This window comes from Staphylococcus muscae, from assembly GCF_003019275.1.
GTDB classification, from domain to species: domain Bacteria; phylum Bacillota; class Bacilli; order Staphylococcales; family Staphylococcaceae; genus Staphylococcus; species Staphylococcus muscae.
This window is the reverse complement of record NZ_CP027848.1, coordinates 342,637-364,338: the sequence shown is the minus strand read 5'-3', so window position 1 is coordinate 364,338 and position 21,702 is coordinate 342,637. Positions and strand designations below refer to the sequence as shown.

19 protein-coding genes, 1 riboswitch and 2 other annotated features are annotated in these 21,702 nt (G+C 37.6%); of the genes, 1 reads left to right on the top strand and 18 read right to left on the bottom strand.

Features of this window, described 5'->3' with window-relative positions; genetic code table 11:
- Positions 1-11: 11 nt before the first annotated feature.
- On the bottom strand, positions 12-2,642 hold the full coding sequence (locus C7J88_RS01685) for a valine--tRNA ligase (RefSeq protein ID WP_095116575.1): 2,631 nt from the start codon (positions 2,640-2,642) through the stop codon (positions 12-14).
- 40 nt (positions 2,643-2,682) lie between these two features.
- Positions 2,683-2,898, bottom strand: a binding site (T-box leader).
- A gap of 58 nt (positions 2,899-2,956) precedes the next feature.
- Between C7J88_RS01685 and C7J88_RS01680 the strand changes: the two genes are divergently transcribed.
- Positions 2,957-3,511 (top strand): DNA-3-methyladenine glycosylase I, encoded by a 555-nt coding sequence (locus C7J88_RS01680; protein WP_095116573.1) that lies wholly within the window; start codon positions 2,957-2,959, stop codon positions 3,509-3,511.
- Position 3,512: 1 nt separating this feature from the next.
- Here C7J88_RS01680 and C7J88_RS01675 read toward each other — a convergent pair whose 3' ends face one another.
- From C7J88_RS01675 to thrS, 17 genes are all read right to left on the bottom strand, one after another.
- Positions 3,513-4,583, bottom strand: coding sequence for an AbrB family transcriptional regulator (locus tag C7J88_RS01675; protein WP_095116571.1), 1,071 nt, complete (start codon positions 4,581-4,583; stop codon positions 3,513-3,515).
- 135 nt (positions 4,584-4,718) lie between these two features.
- Positions 4,719-6,008, bottom strand: coding sequence for a glutamate-1-semialdehyde 2,1-aminomutase (hemL, locus tag C7J88_RS01670; protein ID WP_095116569.1), 1,290 nt, complete (start codon positions 6,006-6,008; stop codon positions 4,719-4,721).
- A gap of 22 nt (positions 6,009-6,030) precedes the next feature.
- Positions 6,031-7,005, bottom strand: coding sequence for a porphobilinogen synthase (hemB, locus tag C7J88_RS01665; protein ID WP_095116567.1), 975 nt, complete (start codon positions 7,003-7,005; stop codon positions 6,031-6,033).
- 3 nt (positions 7,006-7,008) lie between these two features.
- Positions 7,009-7,683, bottom strand: a complete 675-nt coding sequence (locus C7J88_RS01660) for a uroporphyrinogen-III synthase (protein WP_095116565.1) — start codon at positions 7,681-7,683, stop codon at positions 7,009-7,011.
- A gap of 15 nt (positions 7,684-7,698) precedes the next feature.
- Positions 7,699-8,625 carry a hydroxymethylbilane synthase gene (hemC, locus tag C7J88_RS01655; protein ID WP_095116564.1) on the bottom strand — a complete coding sequence of 309 codons (927 nt, stop codon included), beginning with the start codon at positions 8,623-8,625 and terminating at the stop codon, positions 7,699-7,701.
- Positions 8,626-8,650: 25 nt separating this feature from the next.
- A complete protein-coding gene (gene ccsA / locus C7J88_RS01650) occupies positions 8,651-9,322 on the bottom strand; it encodes a cytochrome c biogenesis protein CcsA (protein ID WP_249027480.1) in 672 nt (223 codons plus the stop codon).
- Positions 9,323-9,502: 180 nt separating this feature from the next.
- Positions 9,503-10,846: a glutamyl-tRNA reductase gene (hemA, locus tag C7J88_RS01645; protein WP_095116561.1), complete on the bottom strand. Its 1,344-nt coding sequence runs from the start codon at positions 10,844-10,846 to the stop codon at positions 9,503-9,505.
- A 123-nt stretch (positions 10,847-10,969) separates the two neighbouring features.
- On the bottom strand, positions 10,970-11,575 hold the full coding sequence (gene yihA / locus C7J88_RS01640) for a ribosome biogenesis GTP-binding protein YihA/YsxC (RefSeq protein ID WP_095116559.1): 606 nt from the start codon (positions 11,573-11,575) through the stop codon (positions 10,970-10,972).
- 115 nt (positions 11,576-11,690) lie between these two features.
- A complete protein-coding gene (gene clpX / locus C7J88_RS01635) occupies positions 11,691-12,953 on the bottom strand; it encodes an ATP-dependent Clp protease ATP-binding subunit ClpX (protein WP_095116557.1) in 1,263 nt (420 codons plus the stop codon).
- A 224-nt stretch (positions 12,954-13,177) separates the two neighbouring features.
- The gene (gene tig / locus C7J88_RS01630) at positions 13,178-14,485 is read right to left on the bottom strand and encodes a trigger factor (protein WP_095116555.1); all 1,308 of its coding nucleotides are present in this window, start codon (positions 14,483-14,485) and stop codon (positions 13,178-13,180) included.
- Positions 14,486-14,570: 85 nt separating this feature from the next.
- Positions 14,571-15,491 carry a hypothetical protein gene (locus C7J88_RS01625; protein ID WP_095116553.1) on the bottom strand — a complete coding sequence of 307 codons (921 nt, stop codon included), beginning with the start codon at positions 15,489-15,491 and terminating at the stop codon, positions 14,571-14,573.
- A 9-nt stretch (positions 15,492-15,500) separates the two neighbouring features.
- Positions 15,501-16,112 (bottom strand): NUDIX domain-containing protein, encoded by a 612-nt coding sequence (locus C7J88_RS01620; protein ID WP_095116551.1) that lies wholly within the window; start codon positions 16,110-16,112, stop codon positions 15,501-15,503.
- 140 nt (positions 16,113-16,252) lie between these two features.
- A complete protein-coding gene (rplT, locus tag C7J88_RS01615) occupies positions 16,253-16,609 on the bottom strand; it encodes a 50S ribosomal protein L20 (protein WP_095116548.1) in 357 nt (118 codons plus the stop codon).
- Positions 16,610-16,690: 81 nt separating this feature from the next.
- Positions 16,691-16,891, bottom strand: coding sequence for a 50S ribosomal protein L35 (rpmI, locus tag C7J88_RS01610; protein ID WP_095116545.1), 201 nt, complete (start codon positions 16,889-16,891; stop codon positions 16,691-16,693).
- Positions 16,892-16,917: 26 nt separating this feature from the next.
- On the bottom strand, positions 16,918-17,445 hold the full coding sequence (infC, locus tag C7J88_RS01605; RefSeq protein ID WP_095118126.1) for a translation initiation factor IF-3: 528 nt from the start codon (positions 17,443-17,445) through the stop codon (positions 16,918-16,920).
- 24 nt (positions 17,446-17,469) lie between these two features.
- Positions 17,470-17,605: a sequence feature (ribosomal protein L20 leader region), on the bottom strand.
- 41 nt (positions 17,606-17,646) lie between these two features.
- Positions 17,647-19,155: an amino acid permease gene (locus tag C7J88_RS01600; protein WP_095116541.1), complete on the bottom strand. Its 1,509-nt coding sequence runs from the start codon at positions 19,153-19,155 to the stop codon at positions 17,647-17,649.
- Positions 19,156-19,271: 116 nt separating this feature from the next.
- Positions 19,272-19,445: riboswitch (Lysine riboswitch) on the bottom strand.
- Between the two features lie 58 nt (positions 19,446-19,503).
- Entirely contained in the window at positions 19,504-21,441 is a 1,938-nt protein-coding gene (gene thrS / locus C7J88_RS01595; protein ID WP_095116539.1) for a threonine--tRNA ligase, read from the bottom strand.
- Between the last annotated feature and the right edge of the window lie 261 nt (positions 21,442-21,702).

The following is a 21,702-nucleotide window of genomic DNA, read 5'->3' as shown; positions in this document are numbered from 1 at the left end:
AGTTCATACTCCTATGCTTTTAATTGTTCAATTCGCGCTTTCACACCGTCATATTTTTCTTGATACTTCACTTGTTTGTCACGTTCTTCTTGAATGACTTTTTCAGGTGCTTTTTGAACGAATTTTTCATTTGCGAGTTTCTTATTAACACGGTCCAGTTCTTTTTGCCATTTTTCCAGATCTTTTTCTAATCGTGCGATTTCTTTATCCATATCGATAAGACCTTCTAAAGGTAAGATTACTTCCCCAGCTGCGACAACCGTAGTCATCGCTTTTTCTGGAATTGAAACTTTCGTATCAATTGTTAGTTCGCTCGGATTACAGAAACGCTCTAAATATCCTTTATTGCTCATCAATAACTGTTGAATTGTTTCATTTTTAGCTTGGATAATAATTGGAATTTCTTTTGATAATGGTGTGTTCACTTCTAAACGTGATTGACGAACTGATTTAATAATTTCTACTAACTGTTCCATCACATCTTTACTTTCTGGGAACATTAAATCTTCGTTCACTGTTGGCCAAGCACTTGTAACGATTGACTCACCTTCATGTGGTAAGTTTTGCCAAATGTGCTCAGTCACGAAAGGCATGAATGGATGTAATAAGCGCATAATACGATCTAATGTGTAGCTTAATACTGAACGTGTGACATTTTTCTGTGCTTCGTCATCACCATTCATTGGAATTTTACTCATTTCAATGTACCAGTCGCAGAACTCGTCCCAAATAAAGTTATACAAAGCACGACCTACTTCACCAAATTCGTACTTATCACTTAGATCTGTTACTGTTTCAATCGTTTCATTGAGACGTGTTAATATCCATTGATCTGCAACAGATAAGTTTTGAGTCAAATCAATATCTTCATACTTAAAGTCTTCAGCGATATTCATTAAACTGAAACGTGCCGCATTCCAAATTTTATTGATAAAGTTCCATACAGATTCGACTTTTTCTGTTGAATATCTTAAGTCATGTCCTGGTGAAGAACCTGTTGCTAAGAAATAACGTAAGCTATCTGCACCATATTGGTCGATGACATCCATTGGGTCTACACCATTACCTAATGATTTACTCATTTTACGTCCATCTTCTGCACGTACAAGACCATGTAATAACACATCATTAAATGGTTTTTGACCAGTAAACTCTAAACCTTGGAAAATCATACGTGCTACCCAGAAGAAGATAATGTCGTATCCTGTAACTAATACGTTTGTTGGGTAGTAACGTTGATAATCTGCCGCTTCTTCATCTGGCCAGTTTAATGTTGAAAAAGGCCATAATGCACTTGAAAACCATGTATCAAGTACATCTTCATCTTGTGTCCAGTTTTCACTATCTTCTGGCGCTTCCATACCAACATAGAGTTCTCCTGTTTCATTGTGATACCATGCTGGAATTTGATGACCCCACCAAAGCTGACGAGAAATTGTCCAATCACGAATCTCTTCCATCCAGCGATTGAATGTTTTTTCGAAACGACCTGGTACAAATTCAATACGGCCATCTGTTTTTTGGTTATCTAAAGCCTGTTGGGCAAGTGGTGCCATTTTAACAAACCATTGTGTTGATAAATATGGCTCAACAACTGCACCACTACGTTCAGAATGTCCAACTGAGTGCATATGGTCCTCAATCTTAATCACAAGACCTTCTGCTTCTAAGTCTTTCACGAGTTGTTTACGGCATTCAAAGCGGTCCATACCTTCATATTTACCTGCTTTGTCATTCATATGGCCTGATTCATCCATAACAACGATGCGCTCTAAGTCATGACGATTACCAATTTCAAAATCATTTGGATCGTGTGCAGGTGTTACTTTCATCGCACCACTACCAAATTCTTTATCAACGTATTCGTCTGCTAATACAGGCAATGTGCGACCTACAATTGGTAAGATGACTTCTTTACCGATGATGTCTTGATAGCGTTCATCATCTGGGTTAACAACAATCGCAGTATCCCCTAACATAGTCTCAGGACGAGTTGTTGCAATTTCAATAAAACCGCTACCGTCTGCATACGGATATTTGAAATGATAGAATTTACCATTAACATCTTCATGAATCACTTCGATATCTGAAAGTGCTGTGCGTGCTTCTGGATCCCAGTTGATAATGCGTTCGCCACGGTAAATTAAGCCTTTGTTGTACATGTCAACGAATACTTTACGTACCGCTTCACTTAAACCGTCATCTAAGGTGAAGCGCTCACGTGAGTAGTCCAATCCGAGTCCTAATTTCGCCCATTGTTGGCGAATGAATGACGCATATTCTTCTTTCCATTCCCAAGCTTTTTCAAGGAACTTTTCACGACCGATATCATGACGAGAGATACCTTCTTCTCGCATCTTCGCTTCTACTTTCGCTTGTGTCGCAATCCCGGCATGGTCCATACCCGGTAAATATAGTGTATCGTATCCTTGCATGCGTTTCATACGCGTTAAAATATCTTGTAAAGTTGTATCCCAAGCATGACCTAAATGCAACTTACCTGTTACATTCGGTGGTGGAATAACAATTGTGTATGTTGGTTTTTCTAAATCACCACTTGGTTTAAAGCGGTTATGATCAAGCCACTCTTGATAGCGACCTGCTTCAACTTCTTGCGGATTATATTTTGTTTGCATGTCCATTTATATCCCTCCATAAAAATAAAAAAGAACACCTGTCCTAAAATAGGACGGATGTTCCGTGGTACCACCTATATTCAATAGATACTTTCAAAATTTCACTATTGCACTCATATGATTAACGCTCATGACACGCTTAAACCTACTTGATTCAGCCTAAGTACGAGTGGGCTACCTTCTGCTGAAACTTATATGCATTCTCACCGACCATGCACTCTCTACAATAAATTATCAACATACTCTTCCCAAAGATTCATATTCTATTTAACAATATAGTATAATGAATTCAAGATTAAGTCAATATTGGAGTTGATGATATGAACCCTTGCGCATTCGGAACAACTGACCCATTATACATTCAATATCACAATGAGTTTTGGGGCAAACCACTTTATGATTCGCAACAATTATTTGAATTACTTGCACTCGAATCTCAACATGCTGGGTTGTCGTGGTTGATAATCTTAAAGAAAAAAGAAGCATATCAAAATGCTTTTCATCAATTTAACCCATACAAAGTTGCCGAAATGTCTGATGAAGATATCGATGCCTTGATGGACTTTCCGAACATTGTTCATCATCGCAAAAAATTAGAAGCAATTGTTGCACAAGCACGTGGTTACATCAAAATAGAAAATGAACACGGAAACTTTTCTGAATTTTTATGGTCATTTGTCGACGGTTCCCCGATTGACTTTCGCTTTGAATCAGTTGATGAACGCATTACAGTAAATGAAACTGCAAAACAATTATCCAAAGCATTAAAACAATATGGATTTAAATTTATTGGTCCTGTAACGACCTTTTCATTTATGGAGGCAGCTGGGATGTACAACTCACATCTTGTAAGCTGTCCCCATCGACATGCATAAATTATGATGGCTTTTTAGCTCGATATTTTAAATAAATATCGATAAGCGGTGCAATCAACATCAATATGAAAAAGATACGGAATATATGGAATGAAGAGACGATTGCAACGTCTGCTCCCGTATCCAACGCAACGAGCACAATTTGTGCCATACCACCCGGAGCTGCACCTAAAAACAAGGTGTTCAGTGGAATGTCATTCAAATATTGTAATCCCCAAACCATCAATAATGTCCCTGTGATTAATAAGATATTTTGAAAGGCAATTGCCAATGCGATGCGTCCTTTGAGTCGATCTGTTAAACCAGCAATTTGTACACCAACTCTAATCATATAAATCACTTGTGCTGTCGCAATAATCGGTGCATCAAGTGTAAATATATTTTCTGTCGTTAAGTTCCATAAGATTAACACAATGATAGGTGCAAGTAACATCTTGGTAGGAAAATTAACTTTCTTCATTAAGACATATACGAATACAATCGCAACAATCAAAATAAGCAAATGCTGCATACCAAGTGTTTCAGTTAATAAAGGCGTTTCATTGAGATGCGCCTTATTTTGCTGTTTTTCATTAAAAAACAATGTGAATAAAGGCACTAAAATCACAACAAAAATAATACGAGATGTTTGTGTTAAGCTGACGACAAGAATATCTGCTCGCTTATTCTCTTCTGCCATGACAAGCATTTGACTTAATGCACCTGGAATGACACTGAGTATTGCTGTTTCTTCATTTACTGACGCAATTTTACGGAAACCATAGGAAACAATGATGGCAAGTGTGAGTGTCAGCACATTGACAATGACAATTAACAGCCAATGACTTTGAATATCTTCAATCACTTGTCTGGTAAAACTACTCCCTATTTGTACACCTAACATGATTAAACCTAGTTCGCTCAGCCAATGTGGCCAGTGAATCTCGCGCTTAAAACCTTTCACAACGATTAAACTGCCGACTATCGGTCCAAACATCCATGGAAGTATCATGTGGCACCGCCATAATATCCAGCCACATAGAACAGATACCGCTAAGACAAGTAAGTTATTGCCGATATATTGTTTTTGCATCTGTGCCATCTCCCTTAACTACCAATGCGTATGTATATGATTTCATCTTAACAAAAATACGTAATTAAAAAAATATTCATCTCTCATCTATAAAAAAGCCATGTCAATCTTTCAAACTGACATGGCGATTACTATTTATTTTGGGGATACTTTACTTAATGCAACGTCAAATGCCGCAATTGTTTTCTCGATATCTTCTTTCGTATGCGATGTTGACAAGAACATCCCTTCGAATTGAGATGGTGGTAAAAACACACCTTGTTCTGTTAATTCACGATACATTTCACCGAATAACTTCAAGTCAGATTGATTTGCCTCTTCAAAGTTCGTAACAGGGCCTTCATTAATAAAGAAACCAATCATTGAACCTGCACGATTCACTGTCAATGGCACATTATGTTTTGCGAAGACTTCTTTTAGGCCCACTTCTAACATATCTCCCAACTCATTGAAATACGTGTAACTTTCTGGTGTTAATTGACTCAATGTCCAATAACCACTTGTCATTGCGAGTGGATTTCCAGATAATGTTCCCGCTTGATAAACATCACCGCTTGGTGCAATACGATCCATGATTTCTTTTCGACCACCAAATGCACCGACTGGTAAACCACCACCGATGACTTTACCAAGACATGTTAAGTCCGGTGTTACGTCGAAGTAACCTTGTGCACAGTTATATCCGACACGGAAACCTGTCATCACTTCATCGAAAATAAGCAATGCATCATATTCTTTAGTAATGTCTCTGAGCCCTTGTAAGAAATTGTTGATTGGTGGCACAACGCCCATGTTTCCTGAAACGGGTTCAACAATGATTGCAGCAATATCAGCACCAAATTGTTCAAATGCTAACTTAACCGCTTCTAAATTATTATAAGGCACAGTAATTGTATTTTTAGCAATACCTTCTGGAACACCCGGTGAATCTGGTAAACCAAGTGTTGCCACACCTGAACCGGCTTTGATTAACAATGAATCACTATGGCCATGATAGTTCCCTTCAAACTTGATGATTTTATTTTTTCCAGTGTATCCTCGCGCTAAACGTAGCGTATCCAACGTTGCTTCTGTACCTGATGACACCATTCTGACTTTCTCAATAGAAGGGACACGTTCAATGACAAGCTCTGCCAATCGATTCTCTTCAAGTGTTGAAGCACCAAAGCTTGTACCACGTTCTAATACGCTATGCAATTCACTGATGACACGTTCATTGCGATGCCCAAGAATAAGCGGTCCCCAACTTAATACATAGTCAATATATTCATTGCCATCAATATCATAAATGCGACTACCCTTTCCGCTTTCCATAAAAATGGCAGGCGTATCAACAGCTTTAAATGCACGTACAGGACTATTCACACCACCTGGCATCAATTGTTCTGCTTTTTCAAATGCTTTTATCGATTTGTTGTAACGCAATTCAATCTCCTCCTAAGGCAATTTATTTATCTAAATAACGACAAATATCTTTCGCAAAATATGTGATAATCATATCGGCACCCGCACGCTTCATTGAAATCATTTGTTCCATGACTATACGCTCTTCATCAATCCAACCATTTTGTGCCGCTGCTTTTGTCATACTATATTCACCGCTCACATTATATGCCACAATTGGAATATTACTGTTATTGCGCACATCACGAATGATATCTAGGTAGCTCAATGCAGGCTTCACAATCATCATATCAGCGCCTTCTACCAAGTCACTCTCGAGTTCACGCATTGCTTCTAGACGATTAGCTGGGTCCATTTGATATGTTTTACGATCACCGAATGATGGTGTTGATTCTGCTGCATCACGGAAGGGACCGTAAAAGCTTGATGCATATTTAATACCATAACTCATAATTGGGATATTATAGAAGCCCGCTTCGTCTAAACCTTGACGAATTGCTGCAACAAAACCATCCATCATGTTACTAGGTGCGATAATATCTGCACCGGCTTTTGCTTGTGATACAGCCGTTTTCACTAGCAATGGAAGTGTTTCATCGTTATCAACATCATGCGTATGGTCATCGATGACACCGCAATGGCCATGATCCGTATACTCGCAAAGACATGTGTCTGCTAAAATCAACAAATCGTGATATAACGACTTCGCAATTTTTGTTGCACGTTGAATCACACCATCATCGATAAATGCGCCTGTTCCACATGCATCTTTTTCATTCGGGATTCCGAAAAACATCATGGCACGAATACCTAGATCATACGCTGCTTTGATTTCTTCATGTAATAAGTTCAAGCTGATTTGATAAATGCCCGGTAGTGACTTAATCTCTTCTTTTACATCATCACGTTCCACGACAAAAATAGGATAAATCAAATCTTCTTTTCTTATATGTGTTTCACGCACCATATCTCTGATTGTATGAGATGCACGTAATCGTCTATGTCTATCAAAATTCATTCTTTAGAACCCCATTTCTAAAATTTTATCAATCATGGCTTCAAGTGTTTGTAACTCAGCCATCTCTCCAAAATATCCATATCGGGATAATGTTTGTTGCGTTTGTGCACCAATCACAACCCAATGGTCGAACGCTATGTTTGGAAAGCGTTCAAATAATGCATTAACCGCTGACGAACTAGCGAAAGTGATGGCGTTGACTTTCTGACTCGTCAACATTTCATAAGCCGCCGTTACTTGTGTATCATTGACCTCGATATCATACAAATCAATCTTCGTCACTTTACCATAACGCTGATGAAGTGTGTCTGCAAGCAACGGTCTCGCACGTGCACTCGATGGCAACAATATCTTATCATGTTCACTCGCACAAAACTGTGCAAGAAATCCTTCTTGCGAGAAGTCATTTGGCACAAAGTCAACGTGAATACCTTTCGTCTCACAATACGCTTTTGTTTTTTCACCAATCACCGCAATCTTCCTTACACGCGTTTTTGGAAGATATTTCATGAAGTATTTCACCGCATTTTTTGACGAAAAAATCAGCCAATCATATGTTTCGTCAAGAAGACGTTGATCAAAAGAACAAGCAACTGTTGTGATGAGTGGCAAATGACACACGTTAATACGATCATCATGATATGGATGTGTCTGCGTCATGATTACAGTTGGTTTCATTATGAACACCTCTACTTAGTGTGTTTCATTTAATGCTTCAATAATATCATATGCGCCTTGTGCTTTCAGTTCTTGACTCACACGTTGGCCTACTTCCACTGGATCTGTTCCTGTTGCAGTATGTTGGAAGCGTTGCTTGCCATCTGGAGACATAATTAACCCTGTGAAGTGGATTTGCTGATCATCTGCAATGACAGCATGCCCACCAATCGGTACTTGACAACTTCCATCCATTTCTTTCAAAAATGTACGTTCTGCTGTTACACAGTCTGCCACTTCTGAATTATGTACTTTTGCTAAGAGTGCTAATAATTCTGTGTCATCTGAACGACATTCAATACCTAATGCACCTTGTCCAATTGCTGGTATTAACAGATCATCATCAAAGTATTGTGTCACAATATCATCTGACCATCCCATACGTTTTAGCCCTGCTGCCGCTAAAATAATCGCATCATAGTCTTCTTCTTTTAACTTTTTGAGACGTGTATCAATATTGCCACGAATCCATTTAATCTCTAAATTTGGAAATTTTGCTAATATCTGTGCACCACGTCTTAGAGAACTTGTTCCGACGATGCTACCATCTGGCAAGTCTTCCAATGCTACATGATTTTTAGCAATATAAGCATCATATGGATTCTCACGATCTGGGATACAGCCAAGTGTTAGGCCATCAGGCAATTCACTCGGGACATCTTTCAATGAGTGGATTGCCATGTCTATGTCTTTGCTAAAGAGTTCATTTTGAATTTCTTTAACAAAAAGTCCTTTACCGCCCACCTTTGACAGTTGTCGGTCAACAATTTGATCACCTTTCGTCACAATTTCTTTAATCTCAATCTCTAAGTCGGGTTGAACTGCTTTAAGACGTTCAATGAATTGACCGCTTTGCGTCAAAGCAAGTTGACTTCTTCTCGATCCCACTATAAGTTTTCGCATACTACGAACCTCCATTGGCATTGTATTATACTCCCGTCCACTGATGGAATGAAGAGAGTTGTGTGACTACAATTAAATTAATCATACAACATAGAAACAAGATAATATTAACATAAATTAAAAACTGCTGCTTGAACCTCTGTGTCATTCTCATTGCGATGTATGCAACATAACTCAAGAAGATAAAAAATGACGATATCACTTTCAAATCAACAAAAATATGAGAACCAACTGAAAATAAGCCCCATTGCACACCACAGAGAAGACTAACGAATAACGTAATGACACCAATAAGTGTAAAATAAAAAACGGTTTTTTCGAGTGTGGATACACTTCCGATTCTGAAATAATTTTGATTGAACCGCTTCAATCGTAAGTTTTGATATTGAATCAAATATAGAATAGCATTCACAAAAGCAATCGCAAAGAGTACATAACTAATCAATGCAAATGAAATATGAACGGTCAGTAATTCGTTGATGACCTTTAATCTCGCACCTTGATGACTGAACTGATACGGATGAAAGGTATGAACAACCATAAAGATAAAACCAAGCATATTCAACAGTACAATGACAACATCAAATTGTCGGAAAACAGCACAAATAAATGTAAATGTTAAAATAAGCCAAGTTAACACATAAAAACTTTCAACGATTGACGTCAAAGGCAATTGCCCACGCCAAAGAATATACATAGTTAAAGAGATTGTTTGACATACCCAAACAATCCCTAACAAATAGAAACCAATATTTTGAAGGCGATAATTTTTTTGAAATAGATCGAGTGTCAAACAGATAACACATAGGAAATAAAACAAAACAACCGCCTCATGAAATCTTACAAAAAACGTTTCTACCATAGGCATCACCTATCTTTAAGATTCAAATCCTAATAAACGTTGCTTCAAAATACGTTTTTTCTTTTCAACTGCTTCTTGTTGATAGTTCGTATCGACTTCGATATCGAAAATCTCTTGGAATAACTGTAATTTTGCCGCTGCATTGCGGTCATCACTAATTTCTTTCGCTTGTTTAATCGGCTGCTTAAGCATTTGATTGATTATACTTTTCGTATGTTTCGACACCACTTTACGATCACGTTCTGACAAATGTGGTAACTTTCTATCAATGCTTGCCATTGTTTCTTGCTGAATACCCATCGCTTGCTCTCTTAATGCACGAATCACTGGAACAACACCAAGCATGCGTACCCACTCGTTATGCTTATCAATTTCACTAGGGATACGTTCTGCAATTGCTTCAGCAGCCAAACGACGTTCACGAATATTCGCATCTACAAGACCTTTTAAGTCATCGACATCATAAATAAAGACTTCCATATCATTTGACTCAAATGGCTCAATATCTCTCGGCACAGCAATATCCACTAATACAATTTGTGATGTTTTTTTCGTTACAGCATGTCGCATTTCTAACATGTCTTTTGTAATGACATAATTTTCTGCACTTGTTGAACTGATGACGATATCAGCTGTCGTCAACAATTGAGCTAAATCAGACATCGGTGCTGCATGTACATGGTGTTTCTCCGCTAATGCCTGTGCACGTGAGAATGTGCGATTAATAACCGTTATGTCAGAAACATTCGCACCTTTTAAGTTTAATACAGATAGTTCACCCATTTCTCCTGCACCGATGACTAGCGCACGCTTTCTATTCAACTTACCGAACATTTTTTTCGCGAGTTCTACTGCTGCATAAGATACACTAATCGCATTATCTGCAATATCTGTTTCATGGTGTGCTTTTTTACTGAATGTAACAGCTTGCTTAAACAATTCGTTAAATATCGTGCCAGTTGTCTGTGCCGCTTGCGCCGTTAAGAATGCATCACGCATTTGTCCTAATATCTGTGTTTCACCTAAGACAATTGAATCCAATCCAGAAGTCACTCTGAATAAATGTTCAATTGCATCGTCCCCTAACTTCACTTCTGATATCGCTTTGATATCATCCACTTCGAAGTTAAATTGTCTTGCTAAAAAACGTTGAATATAATATCGACCCGTATGAATTTGATCTACCACTGCATAGACCTCTGTTCGGTTACACGTTGATAGAATGACATTTTCCAAAATTGATTTTGTTTCAAACAATGCTTCATGCACACGAATCATATCTTTATCTTGAAATGTGAGTTTTTCACGTAATGTCACATCTGCTGTACGATGATTGACACTCACTGCAATAAAATACATGAACATGTCCCCCCATAAACTACAATAAAATCATTATAACATAGATAGACCGCTTTCAATTTAGATTCAATAGGATTCCATTGAGAACCATTCTTATTGTCCACGATTTATTCAAATGTCCGTTTATTCCATACTTTCATCTGTAATATAGGCATCAATACTTGCCCAAATCTCCGGTTGTTTACTTTTTGACAGCGATGAATAACTGATGATTTTATCATTGGTGTCTAAGTCTAAATCTTGTTTGATGCGTTTGATGTGTTTTTGTATCTTTCCTTTCGGCACTTTATCTTCTTTTGTTGCGACGATTAGTGTTGGTATATCAAAGTGCTTCAGGTAGTCATACATCAAAATATCATCTTCTGTTGGTGGATGTCTCAAATCTACGAGCTGAATAACTAGCTTTAATTCTTCTCTTGTTGTTAAATACATCTCAATCATTTTACCGAATGCTTCACGTTGTTTCTTGCTTACTTTTGCATAACCATATCCAGGTACATCAACAAAAATCAACTGTTCGTCAATATTGTAAAAATTAAGTGTTTGCGTTTTACCCGGTTGTTGTGAAGTACGCGCCATATTTTTACGACCGATCATACTATTAATAAATGTTGACTTCCCTACATTTGAGCGCCCACTCAATGCTACCTCTGGTAAACCCATCTCTGGGTATTGCTCTTTTTTCACCGCACTGATGATGAGCTCAACATGATTTGGATTAATCTTCATGGTTTCTCTCCTTATACCGCTTATATATTATAGATTCATTTTATCGCTCATTATTATACTTGAACAGCAAAAAAGCTTAAGACATGCAGACACATCATCTTAAGCTTTTCATCAATTATGCAGATGTTTTACTATCGTTTAACAATTGACCTTCACTGTCATAAAGTTCCGGTGCTGTTTCATTCACAATCGTATCTTTTGTAATCACTACTTTTGTGACATTTTCAGTTGAAGGAATATCAAACATAATGTCGATCAGTGCTTCTTCAATAATTGAGCGTAATCCACGTGCACCTGTTTTACGTTCAATTGCCTTTTCACTAATCGCTGATAATGCCTCTTCTGTAAATTCTAAAGCGACATCATCAAGTTCAAGCATTTTCGTATATTGTTTTACCAATGCATTTTTTGGTTGTGTTAAAATATTTTTCAACGCTGCAATATCTAATGTTTCAAGGTTCGCAACAATCGGTACACGTCCGATGAACTCTGGAATTAAACCGTAAGATTGTAAGTCTTCAGGACGAATATGCTCTAACAAGCTTGTTTCGTCATATTTAGACGCTTCACTGCTTGCGAAACCAATGACTTTTTCACCAAGGCGACGTTTGATCACTTCTTCAATACCATCAAACGCACCACCAAGAATAAATAAAATATTAGTTGTGTCAATTTGGATAAATTCTTGGTTCGGATGCTTACGTCCACCTTGTGGGGGTACACTTGCTGTTGTACCTTCAAGAATCTTCAACAATGCTTGTTGGACACCTTCGCCAGATACATCACGTGTAATAGACGTGTTTTCTGACTTACGTGCAATTTTATCGATTTCATCAACGTAAATAATCCCTTTTTCAGCTCTATCAATATCAAAATCAGCCGCTTGAATTAAACGTAATAATATATTTTCAACATCTTCACCCACATAACCCGCTTCTGTTAAGCTTGTAGCATCGGCAATCGCAAACGGTACATTTAATGTGCGTGCGAGTGTTTGTGCCAATAGTGTTTTACCACTACCTGTTGGTCCGATTAAAGCGACATTACTTTTTTGTAATTCAACATCATCTTCTTTAGGACCTAATTGGTTAATACGTTTATAGTGATTATATACAGCTACCGCAAGAGACTTTTTCGCTTTCTCTTGTCCGATCACATAGTGGTTCAATTCTTCCATGATCTCTTTCGGTGTCGGTAACTCAGTAAGTTCTTCTGTTTCAGTATGATTGAGTTCTTCTTCTACAATCTCTGCACACAATTCAATACATTCATTACAAATATAAACACCACTACCAGCCACTAACTTTTTGACTTGGTCTTGATCTTTACCACAGAAAGAACATTTTAAGTTTTCTTCGTCTTCATTGAATTTAAACATTTTGTATTACACCCCTATCCTCTACGACTATACTAGAAAGCATTTTATTATGCAATCACGCTGTCTTTCAAGTTTTTTGCATAAAACAATGAAAGCGGGATAGAAATCTATAAAATGATTAGATTTCTTTATCCCGCTCTGGCAAGTTACATTTTTGAAATCATATGATTCGTTCGTGTGAACAAACCAGCATTGTCCTATCTTTATTCAGATTAGTGTTCAGTTTACGCTTCGCTATCAGCTGGTGCGTCTACTAATTTTGCTTCTGAAATTAATAAGTCGATTACTTTTCTAACTCGGACATCATTTTTAATAAGATCAGAGTTGCCTAAAGTCTTTTTGATGTCTTCAACTGAGATACCGAATTGGTCGCTCATTTTTTGTAATTCATTATCAACATCTTCATCGCTTGCTTCGATGTTTTCAGCTTTTGCGATAGCATCTAATGTTAAGTTTGTTTTAACGCGTTGTTCTGCATCATCTTTCATTTGCTCACGCATATCTTCTTCTGTTTGACCTGAAATTTCGAAGTATGTTTTCAAGTCTAAACCTTGTTGTTGCATGTTTTGAGCAAACTCTTGAATCATGCGATCTTGTTCTTGTCTAATCATCGCTTCTGGAATGTCAATTGTTGCATTGTCAGCAGCTTTGATAACCGCTTCTTCTTTTTGTAAGTTTTCAGCGTCATTTTTCTTCGCTTCTTCTAATTGTGTACGAACATTCGCTTTGTATGCGTCAACGTTTTCAGCATCTGCGTCTAATTCGCTCGCTAATTCGTCGTCTAATGTTGGTACTTCTTTTGCTTTGATTTCGTTGATTTTCACTTTGAATGTTGCAGCTTTCCCTGCTAACTCTGCTGCGTGATATTCTTCTGGGAATGTAACTTCAACGTCTTTTTCTTCTTCAAGTTTCAAACCTACTAATTGTTCTTCAAATCCAGGAATAAATGAACCTGAACCAACTTCTAAGTCATAACCTTCAGCTTGTCCACCTTCGAATTGTTCACCGTCAACATAACCATCGAAGTCTAAGTTTACAGTGTCGCCTTCTTCAACTGCACCGTCTTCTTTAACAACCATGTCAGCCATTGCTTCAAGACGTTGTTTTACAGCATCTTCAACCATATCATCAGTTACTGTCACATCTTGTTTTTCAATTTCTAAACCTTTGTAATCACCAAGTTCTACTTCTGGCTCAACTGTTACAGTTGCTTCAAAGATAAAGTCTTTTCCTTTTTCTAATTGTTTGATGTCAATTTCAGGTTGCGCAACTGGGTTGATACCCGTTTCATCAATTGCATCGCTGTATGCTGGTTGTAATAAGATATCAAGCGCATCTTGGTATAAGCTTTCTACGCCGAAACGTTGTTCAAAAATCGGACGTGGTACTTTACCTTTACGGAAACCAGGTACGTTAATATTTTTAACTACTTTTTTGAATGCTTGATTTAATGCTTCGTCTACTTTTTTAGCAGGTACAGTTACTTCTAGTAACCCTTCGTTACCTTCTTTTTTTTCCCATGTTGCTGTCATGTATAAAAACCTCCATGAAATCCTTTTTTAAAATTTTTCAACTTCTTTATTATAACATAGGTAAGTCGTGTTTCAAGGGACTTACTTATGTATTTAACAATTTAATGAATGATAAAATATGAGTGTCCGCTGAAAATGATGGTGACACACCAATCATCTCTTCAAAATAATACACGTAAGTTTGGATCCAAGTCTGATCATCTGCAAGTTGCGTGATGTCATATGGATACATGGCAATATTATGTGCATTAAGATGAATACGTGCTTCTTGTACCAAAGACGGGTAGTCATTTTCCAATTGTGCAATGACTTCTGGAACAATCGACTCCATAAATCGTGTCACATCAAACCCTTCCAATTGTGCAGGAACTACTGTTATTTCTTCCCCATTAACTTCCAATTGAATGCTTTGATTGTACCGAGCAAATCGTAAATATTCAAGCATTAAACTTTGTAACGACGCCGATACATCATCTTGCATAATCCAATAAGCTATCGTATCAGCAAAATAATAGGCACTATCATCAATCATAGACAATATAAGTTCTGTACGTGGCCCTTCTGATAATTGATCAAACTGCTGTAACTGTACTTGCATATCTTCTTGTCGTTTGTTCAATTGATGCTGTGCTTGATCTTTCAAAGGTAACAGAATCATACGTGTCTGGTGTGCCTTCACATTATCTAGAATCTCATCTACTACTGAAACAACCGATTGATATTGTTCCAAAGCAAATAAACTTTTGACATAATATATCATCAACTCATCTTGAGATGTATAGCCTTGTTCCAACAAAATATGCGCTTCTTCACGCAATTCTAAATAAGATTCAGTTTCCCACAATACATGACATTTCATCAACGCAAGTGCTTCTGTCATTTCAAAATATTGTTCGTATTCTACAAAACAATCGTATGCTATGTCGTATTGTTCTTTTGCAATTGCTTGTTTAATATCTGAGCAAAGCTTTTGTTTTAACTTCGGAAACGGTATGAGTTCTGACATTCACATCACCTAGTTCCATTTTTCTAATATGAGCGCACTCCATGATTCAAATTGAGATAGATCATTAATATCATCCATTGATTGCCATTGAATAGATAATGTGTCTGTTTCTCGCACTTCTACTTGTGACTTTTGTACTTGTACTTTGAAAACAACACCGAGATGTACTTGTCCTACTTCGTTCAAATCATCATTAATAAAACCAACATGTTGTAAACCTGCTGTTTCATTCACCGCAAGCCCAACTTCTTCCAACAGTTCACGACTCGTATTTTCTTCAATGATTGCCATTACATCTTTTTGATTCGGCACATCATTCATATGGCCGCCAACGCCAATCGATGCTAAGCCATGCAATCGTGATTCACCGCCCCCTGACAGACGTTGATAGACGAGTATGTCTTGATCTTCGTTTTCAAGGATACAATACGAAATCAATTGTTTGTACGACGGATCTTCTTCCATATCACCTCGTCTTTTTACATCATACTGTCCTAACGTGTCAAAGATCGCTTGACTTTTTACATCATCTTGTCTAATAAAACCATTGAATGCATGCTTTTCATTATCAAATATAATATCTCTTGGAACTACTATAATTTGTTCATCAAATTTAGACATAATTAACTCCTTTTTCACGGATTATCTTTATCGTACCAAACCTTAACTGGACACGCAAAAGTAATATGATCTCCTATTCAAATTCAAATAAAAAAAGTTGGTTGCTTATCAAATAAACAAACCAACTCTCTATTTAAAAATTATTTTAAAGCGTCTTTCGCTTTGTTTACTAATTCAGCAAATGCTTTTTCGTCAGCGATTGCGATTTCAGAAAGCATTTTACGGTTAATATCGATACCAGCTAATTTTAAGCCGTTCATTAAACGTGAGTAGCTCATGTCATGTTGACGAGCTGCTGCGTTAATACGAGTGATCCATAATTTACGGAAGTCACGTTTTCTTTGACGACGGTCACGGAATGAATATTGACCTGATTTCATTACTTGTTGTTTTGCTACTTTATATAATGTGCTTTTCGCACCGAAGTAACCTTTAGCTAATTTGATTGTCTTTTTACGACGCGCTCTTGTTACTGTTCCACCTTTTACACGTGGCATAATAAATTCCTCCTCATAATCTCTTAAATGTAATCTCTACATATTTAGATGTTTATATATTCGTTCGTTTAATTTTTATAATTATTTAACGTAAGTTAATAATTGTCTTACGCGTTTTGAGTCACTCTTAGACACAAGTGCTGCTTTACGTAATTTACGTTTTTGTTTTGTTGATTTGTTAGCGAATAAGTGAGATGTGTAAGCTCTAGAGCGTTTTAATTTTCCACTTCCAGTTCTTTTAACACGTTTCGCAGCTCCGCGGTGAGTTTTCATTTTAGGCATGATGATTTTCCTCCTATTGTCATTGTTTATTTTTCGTTAATTGGCGCCAACATAAGGAACATTTGGCGACCTTCCATTTTAGGTTTTTGCTCAACAGTCGCAATATCTTTGCACTCATCAGCAAAATTCTCTAAAACGCGTTGACCAATCTCTTTATGTGTAATGGCACGCCCTCTGAAACGAATTGAAACTTTAACTTTGTCACCTTTTGTTAAGAATTTACGTCCGTTCTTAAGTTTTGTATTGAAGTCATGTTCTTCAATTGTTGGACTTAAGCGGATTTCTTTCACATTGATGACTTTTTGTTTCTTCTTCATTTCTTTTTCTTTTTTCTGTTGCTCGAACTTGTATTTACCATAATCCATAATACGAGCAACAGGTGGTTTTGCATTAGGGGCAACAACAACGACGTCTAAGTTAAGACGTTCTGCCATTTCCAATGCTTCTTGCTTTGATTTGATACCGAGTTGGTCACCGTTTTGTCCGATAACACGTAACTCTCTAGCGCGAATCTTTTCATTTACTTGCGTTTGATCCTTAGCTATGGTTGACACCTCCAAAAATTTTACGAATGGTCCAAGCACGAAAAAAAGCGAGGATATTAATCCCCGCTCCTAACGTTAACATGAACAAACTCACATGTTTATATCGTTAACCTGCCAACAGCTTCGTGCGTCGCCACAGGTGAGAAGCGGGTTGCTTCTACTTGGTCCGTTTCGTATTCAACAGATATAATCATACCAAGTTGTTATCTATTAGTCAACATATTTATGAAAGTTTTTTTCATCCATTGAAACATCTTGACTCAAGTTCACTTTTTCCAATGGAATTAATTTCGTTTTATATCTTAACTTGTGATATAGGAAGAAGAATAAGAATACTGGAATCCCCATGTATGTGATAAAGAATCGTTTCGGATCAAATCCGCCACCTTGAATAAAGTCAACGTCTTGACCGATAATAACGATCACACATAGTACAAGTGCAAGTATTGGGCCGAATGGGAACCATTTTGCTTTATATTTCAGTTTAGATACATCATAGTTTTGTGCGTCAAATGCCTTACGGAAGCGATAGTGGCTAATCGCAATACCTAACCAAGCAATAAAGCCTGTCAAACCACTTGCGGCAACGATATATTCATAAGCGTTACCACTGACTTGTTCAACAATAAAGATAAGAATGACGACAAATGCAGTTGAAAGCATCGCTACCCATGGCGTTCCATCTCTATTTGTCTTGCTAAATGATTTCGCTGCCAAGCCATCACGACTCATTGAATAAAGCATACGTGTACTTGCATACATACCAGAGTTACCTGCTGATAATACAGATGTTAAGATGACTGCGTTCATGAATGATGCAGCGAATGCAAGACCCGCATTTTTAAACACAAGTGTGAATGGTGATGTTGCGATATCTTCTCCACCACCCATTAATGCTGGATGATTGTAAGGAATCAACATACCGATAATGAAGATGGCGAATACATAGAATAAAAGAATACGCCAGAATACTTGTTTGATCGCCTTTGGTACAGCGCGTTCAGGATTTTCTGATTCTCCTGCTGTAATCCCGACAATCTCAGTTCCTTGGAATGAGAAGCCGGCGATTAAGAATACACCGAATACGGCAAGTAAACTACCACCGAAACCGTCACCTAAAATAGGGCCCTCGCCTTGTGTAAATGTATCAAAGCCAACTGCTGTACCACCCATAATACCGAAGATGGTTAATAAACCTACGATAATAAAGACGATGACTGTTGCAACTTTGATAAATGCGAACCAGTATTCACTTTCACCATATACTTGGACTGAAAGTAAATTCAATCCAAAAATAATTGCCATGAAAACCAAACTCCATGCCCATGCTGGTAAAAATTGTAATGGCTCCCAATACTCGATAACATGTGCAGCAATTGTTACATCAGCTGCAACGGTAATAACCCAGTTGAACCAGTAGTTCCATCCTAAAGCAAATCCAAGTGACGGATCTACAAAGCGTGTTGCATATGTACTAAATGACCCTGTTACAGGCAAGTAAGTTGCCATTTCCCCTAATGATGTCATTAAGAAAAATACCATTAAACCGATAATCGCATAACCGAGTAATGCACCGAGCGGCCCAGCATCGTGTACTGCTCCTCCAGATGTCATAAAGAGACCTGTTCCGATGGCTCCACCGATGGCAATCATCGAGATATGACGATCTTTCAAATGACGTTGCACGCCATTCTCTGTTTGTAATTTTTCGTTACTCATGTTTCCTTCCTTTCTTTCACCTAGAGGTCAACCAAATGAACAAATCAATGACTTTACTCCTAGATAACGAAATAAAGGTTACATCACGTATGATGTAACCTTTACTTTATCTAAAACAAATAAGTAGCACATCACGTTTGTGACAGTCTAGCATCTTTCGACAACTAGCCCAACAAGTTATGTAGATGTTCATAACTCGCTTCGGCATTTTTACCTTTAACTTGTGCAACATACGCAACATCTCTGCTTCTGACAAGCGACTCATTAAAAATGCAACCTCTAACTAAATTGGATATTTATTTTTTGAATTACATATCAGTATACAGTATCAAACTGCACTCTGCAATGCTATCTTTGTTTTTTTAAACGAATTTCATCCACCAATTGCCATACAAAATCTTCTGCATCCATTGTTTCTTGGTCTTTTGAACCATATTGACGAACATTCACTTCATGATTTTCAACTTCTTTATCCCCTACAACAATTTGATATGGGATTTTTTTCATTTGCGCTTCACGGATTTTGTATCCCATTTTTTCATTACGATCATCAATATTCACACGGACACCTTGTGATTTTAATGTATCGTGAATTTGACGTGCATAATCATAATGGAGGTCAACATTAACTGGGATAATCTCAACTTGTTGTGGTGCTAACCATGTTGGGAATGCCCCTTTAGTTTCTTCTGTTAAGAAGGCTACAAAGCGTTCCATTGTAGAAACGACACCACGGTGGATAACAACTGGTTGATGGTGTTCACCGTCTTGACCAATATATGTTAATTCGAATTTTTTCGGTAATAAGAAGTCAAGTTGTGCTGTTGATAAAGTCTCTTCTTTGCCCATTGCTGTTTTTACTTGAACGTCTAATTTCGGTCCGTAGAAGGCCGCTTCACCAATTGCTTCTTCATACTCTAAACCAAACTCATCAACCGCTTCTTTTAACATTGTCTCAGCTTTATTCCACATATCATCGTCATCGAAGTATTTTTCTTTATCTTCAGGATCACGATAGCTCAAACGGAATTTGTAATCTTTGAAACCAAAATCTTCATAAACATTCAAGATCATTTCAACGACACGTTTAAACTCTTCCTTGATTTGGTCTGGACGTACGAAAATATGCGCATCGTTCAATGTCATACCACGTACACGTTGTAAACCAGATACCGCACCACTCGCTTCGTAACGATGCATTGTTCCTAACTCTGCAATACGAATTGGTAACTCACGGTATGAATGTGGTTTGTTTGCATATACCATCATATGATGCGGACAGTTCATTGGACGTAAAACCATTGCTTCATCGACATCTAATTGCATCGCCGGGAACATGTCATCTTGGTAGTGATCCCAGTGACCGGAAGTTTTATATAATTCAACGTTCGCTAAAACTGGTGTGTATACATGATCGTATCCAAGTGCAACTTCTTTATCGACAATATAACGCTCGATTTCACGACGGATTGTTGCACCATTTGGTAACCATAACGGTAATCCTGCCCCTACTAATTGATTGTTTGTAAAGAGCTCCATATCTTTACCGATACGGCGGTGATCACGTTCTTTGCGTTCTTCTAACATTTTCAAGTGTGCTTTCAACTCTTTTTTATCGAAGAAAGCTGTACCATAAATACGTTGCAACATCTTGTTGTTACTGTCACCACGCCAGTATGCACCTGCTGTTGATAAAAGTTTAAATTCTTTAATTTTTGCTGTTGATGGTACGTGAACCCCACGACATAGGTCAGTGAACTCACCTTGAGAATAGAGTGTCACGAGTTCGTCTTCAGGAATTGCATCAATCAATTCAAGTTTGTATGGATCTTCTTTGAAAAAGTCTTTTGCTTCTTCTCTTGAAACAACACGACGCTCAATTTTATGATTTTCATTCACAATTTGCGCCATTGTTTTTTCGATTTTTTCGAAGTCATCACTTGATACTTTTTCAGTCATATCGAAGTCATAGTAGAAACCACCATCAACGACAGGGCCAACACCGAACTTCACATCGCCATATAAACGCTTCAAAGCTTGTGCCATCAGATGAGCTGTTGAGTGTCTTAAAACTTCTAACGCTTCATCGCTTCCTGGTGTCACAATTTCAATCTCACCATCAACTTCAAGTGGACGTGTTAAATCAACCATTTCCCCATTATATTTACCTGCAACCGCCTTTTTACGCAACCCTGGACTGATTGATTGCGCAATATCCTCAGTTGTGATCCCTTTGTCAAACGCCTTGCTATTACCATCTGGAAAACGTACGTTAATTTGTGCCATATTCATCCTCCTAATTTCAAACATGTCAACAATCTCACTTACCCTTTATCTCATCCACAGGCGAATAAAATAAAAAGACCCCATCCCATCAAAGGGACGAGGTCTTCGCGATACCACCCTAAATTCGTCACACGTTGTGCAACATCTCTACATAAGATAACGGTCTTGAGCCGAGTATTCATTACAAATACTATTTATTTGAGGGAGTAACATGATGCCGTATTAACTGCACTCTCATCATCGGCAGCTTTCTGTGTAATA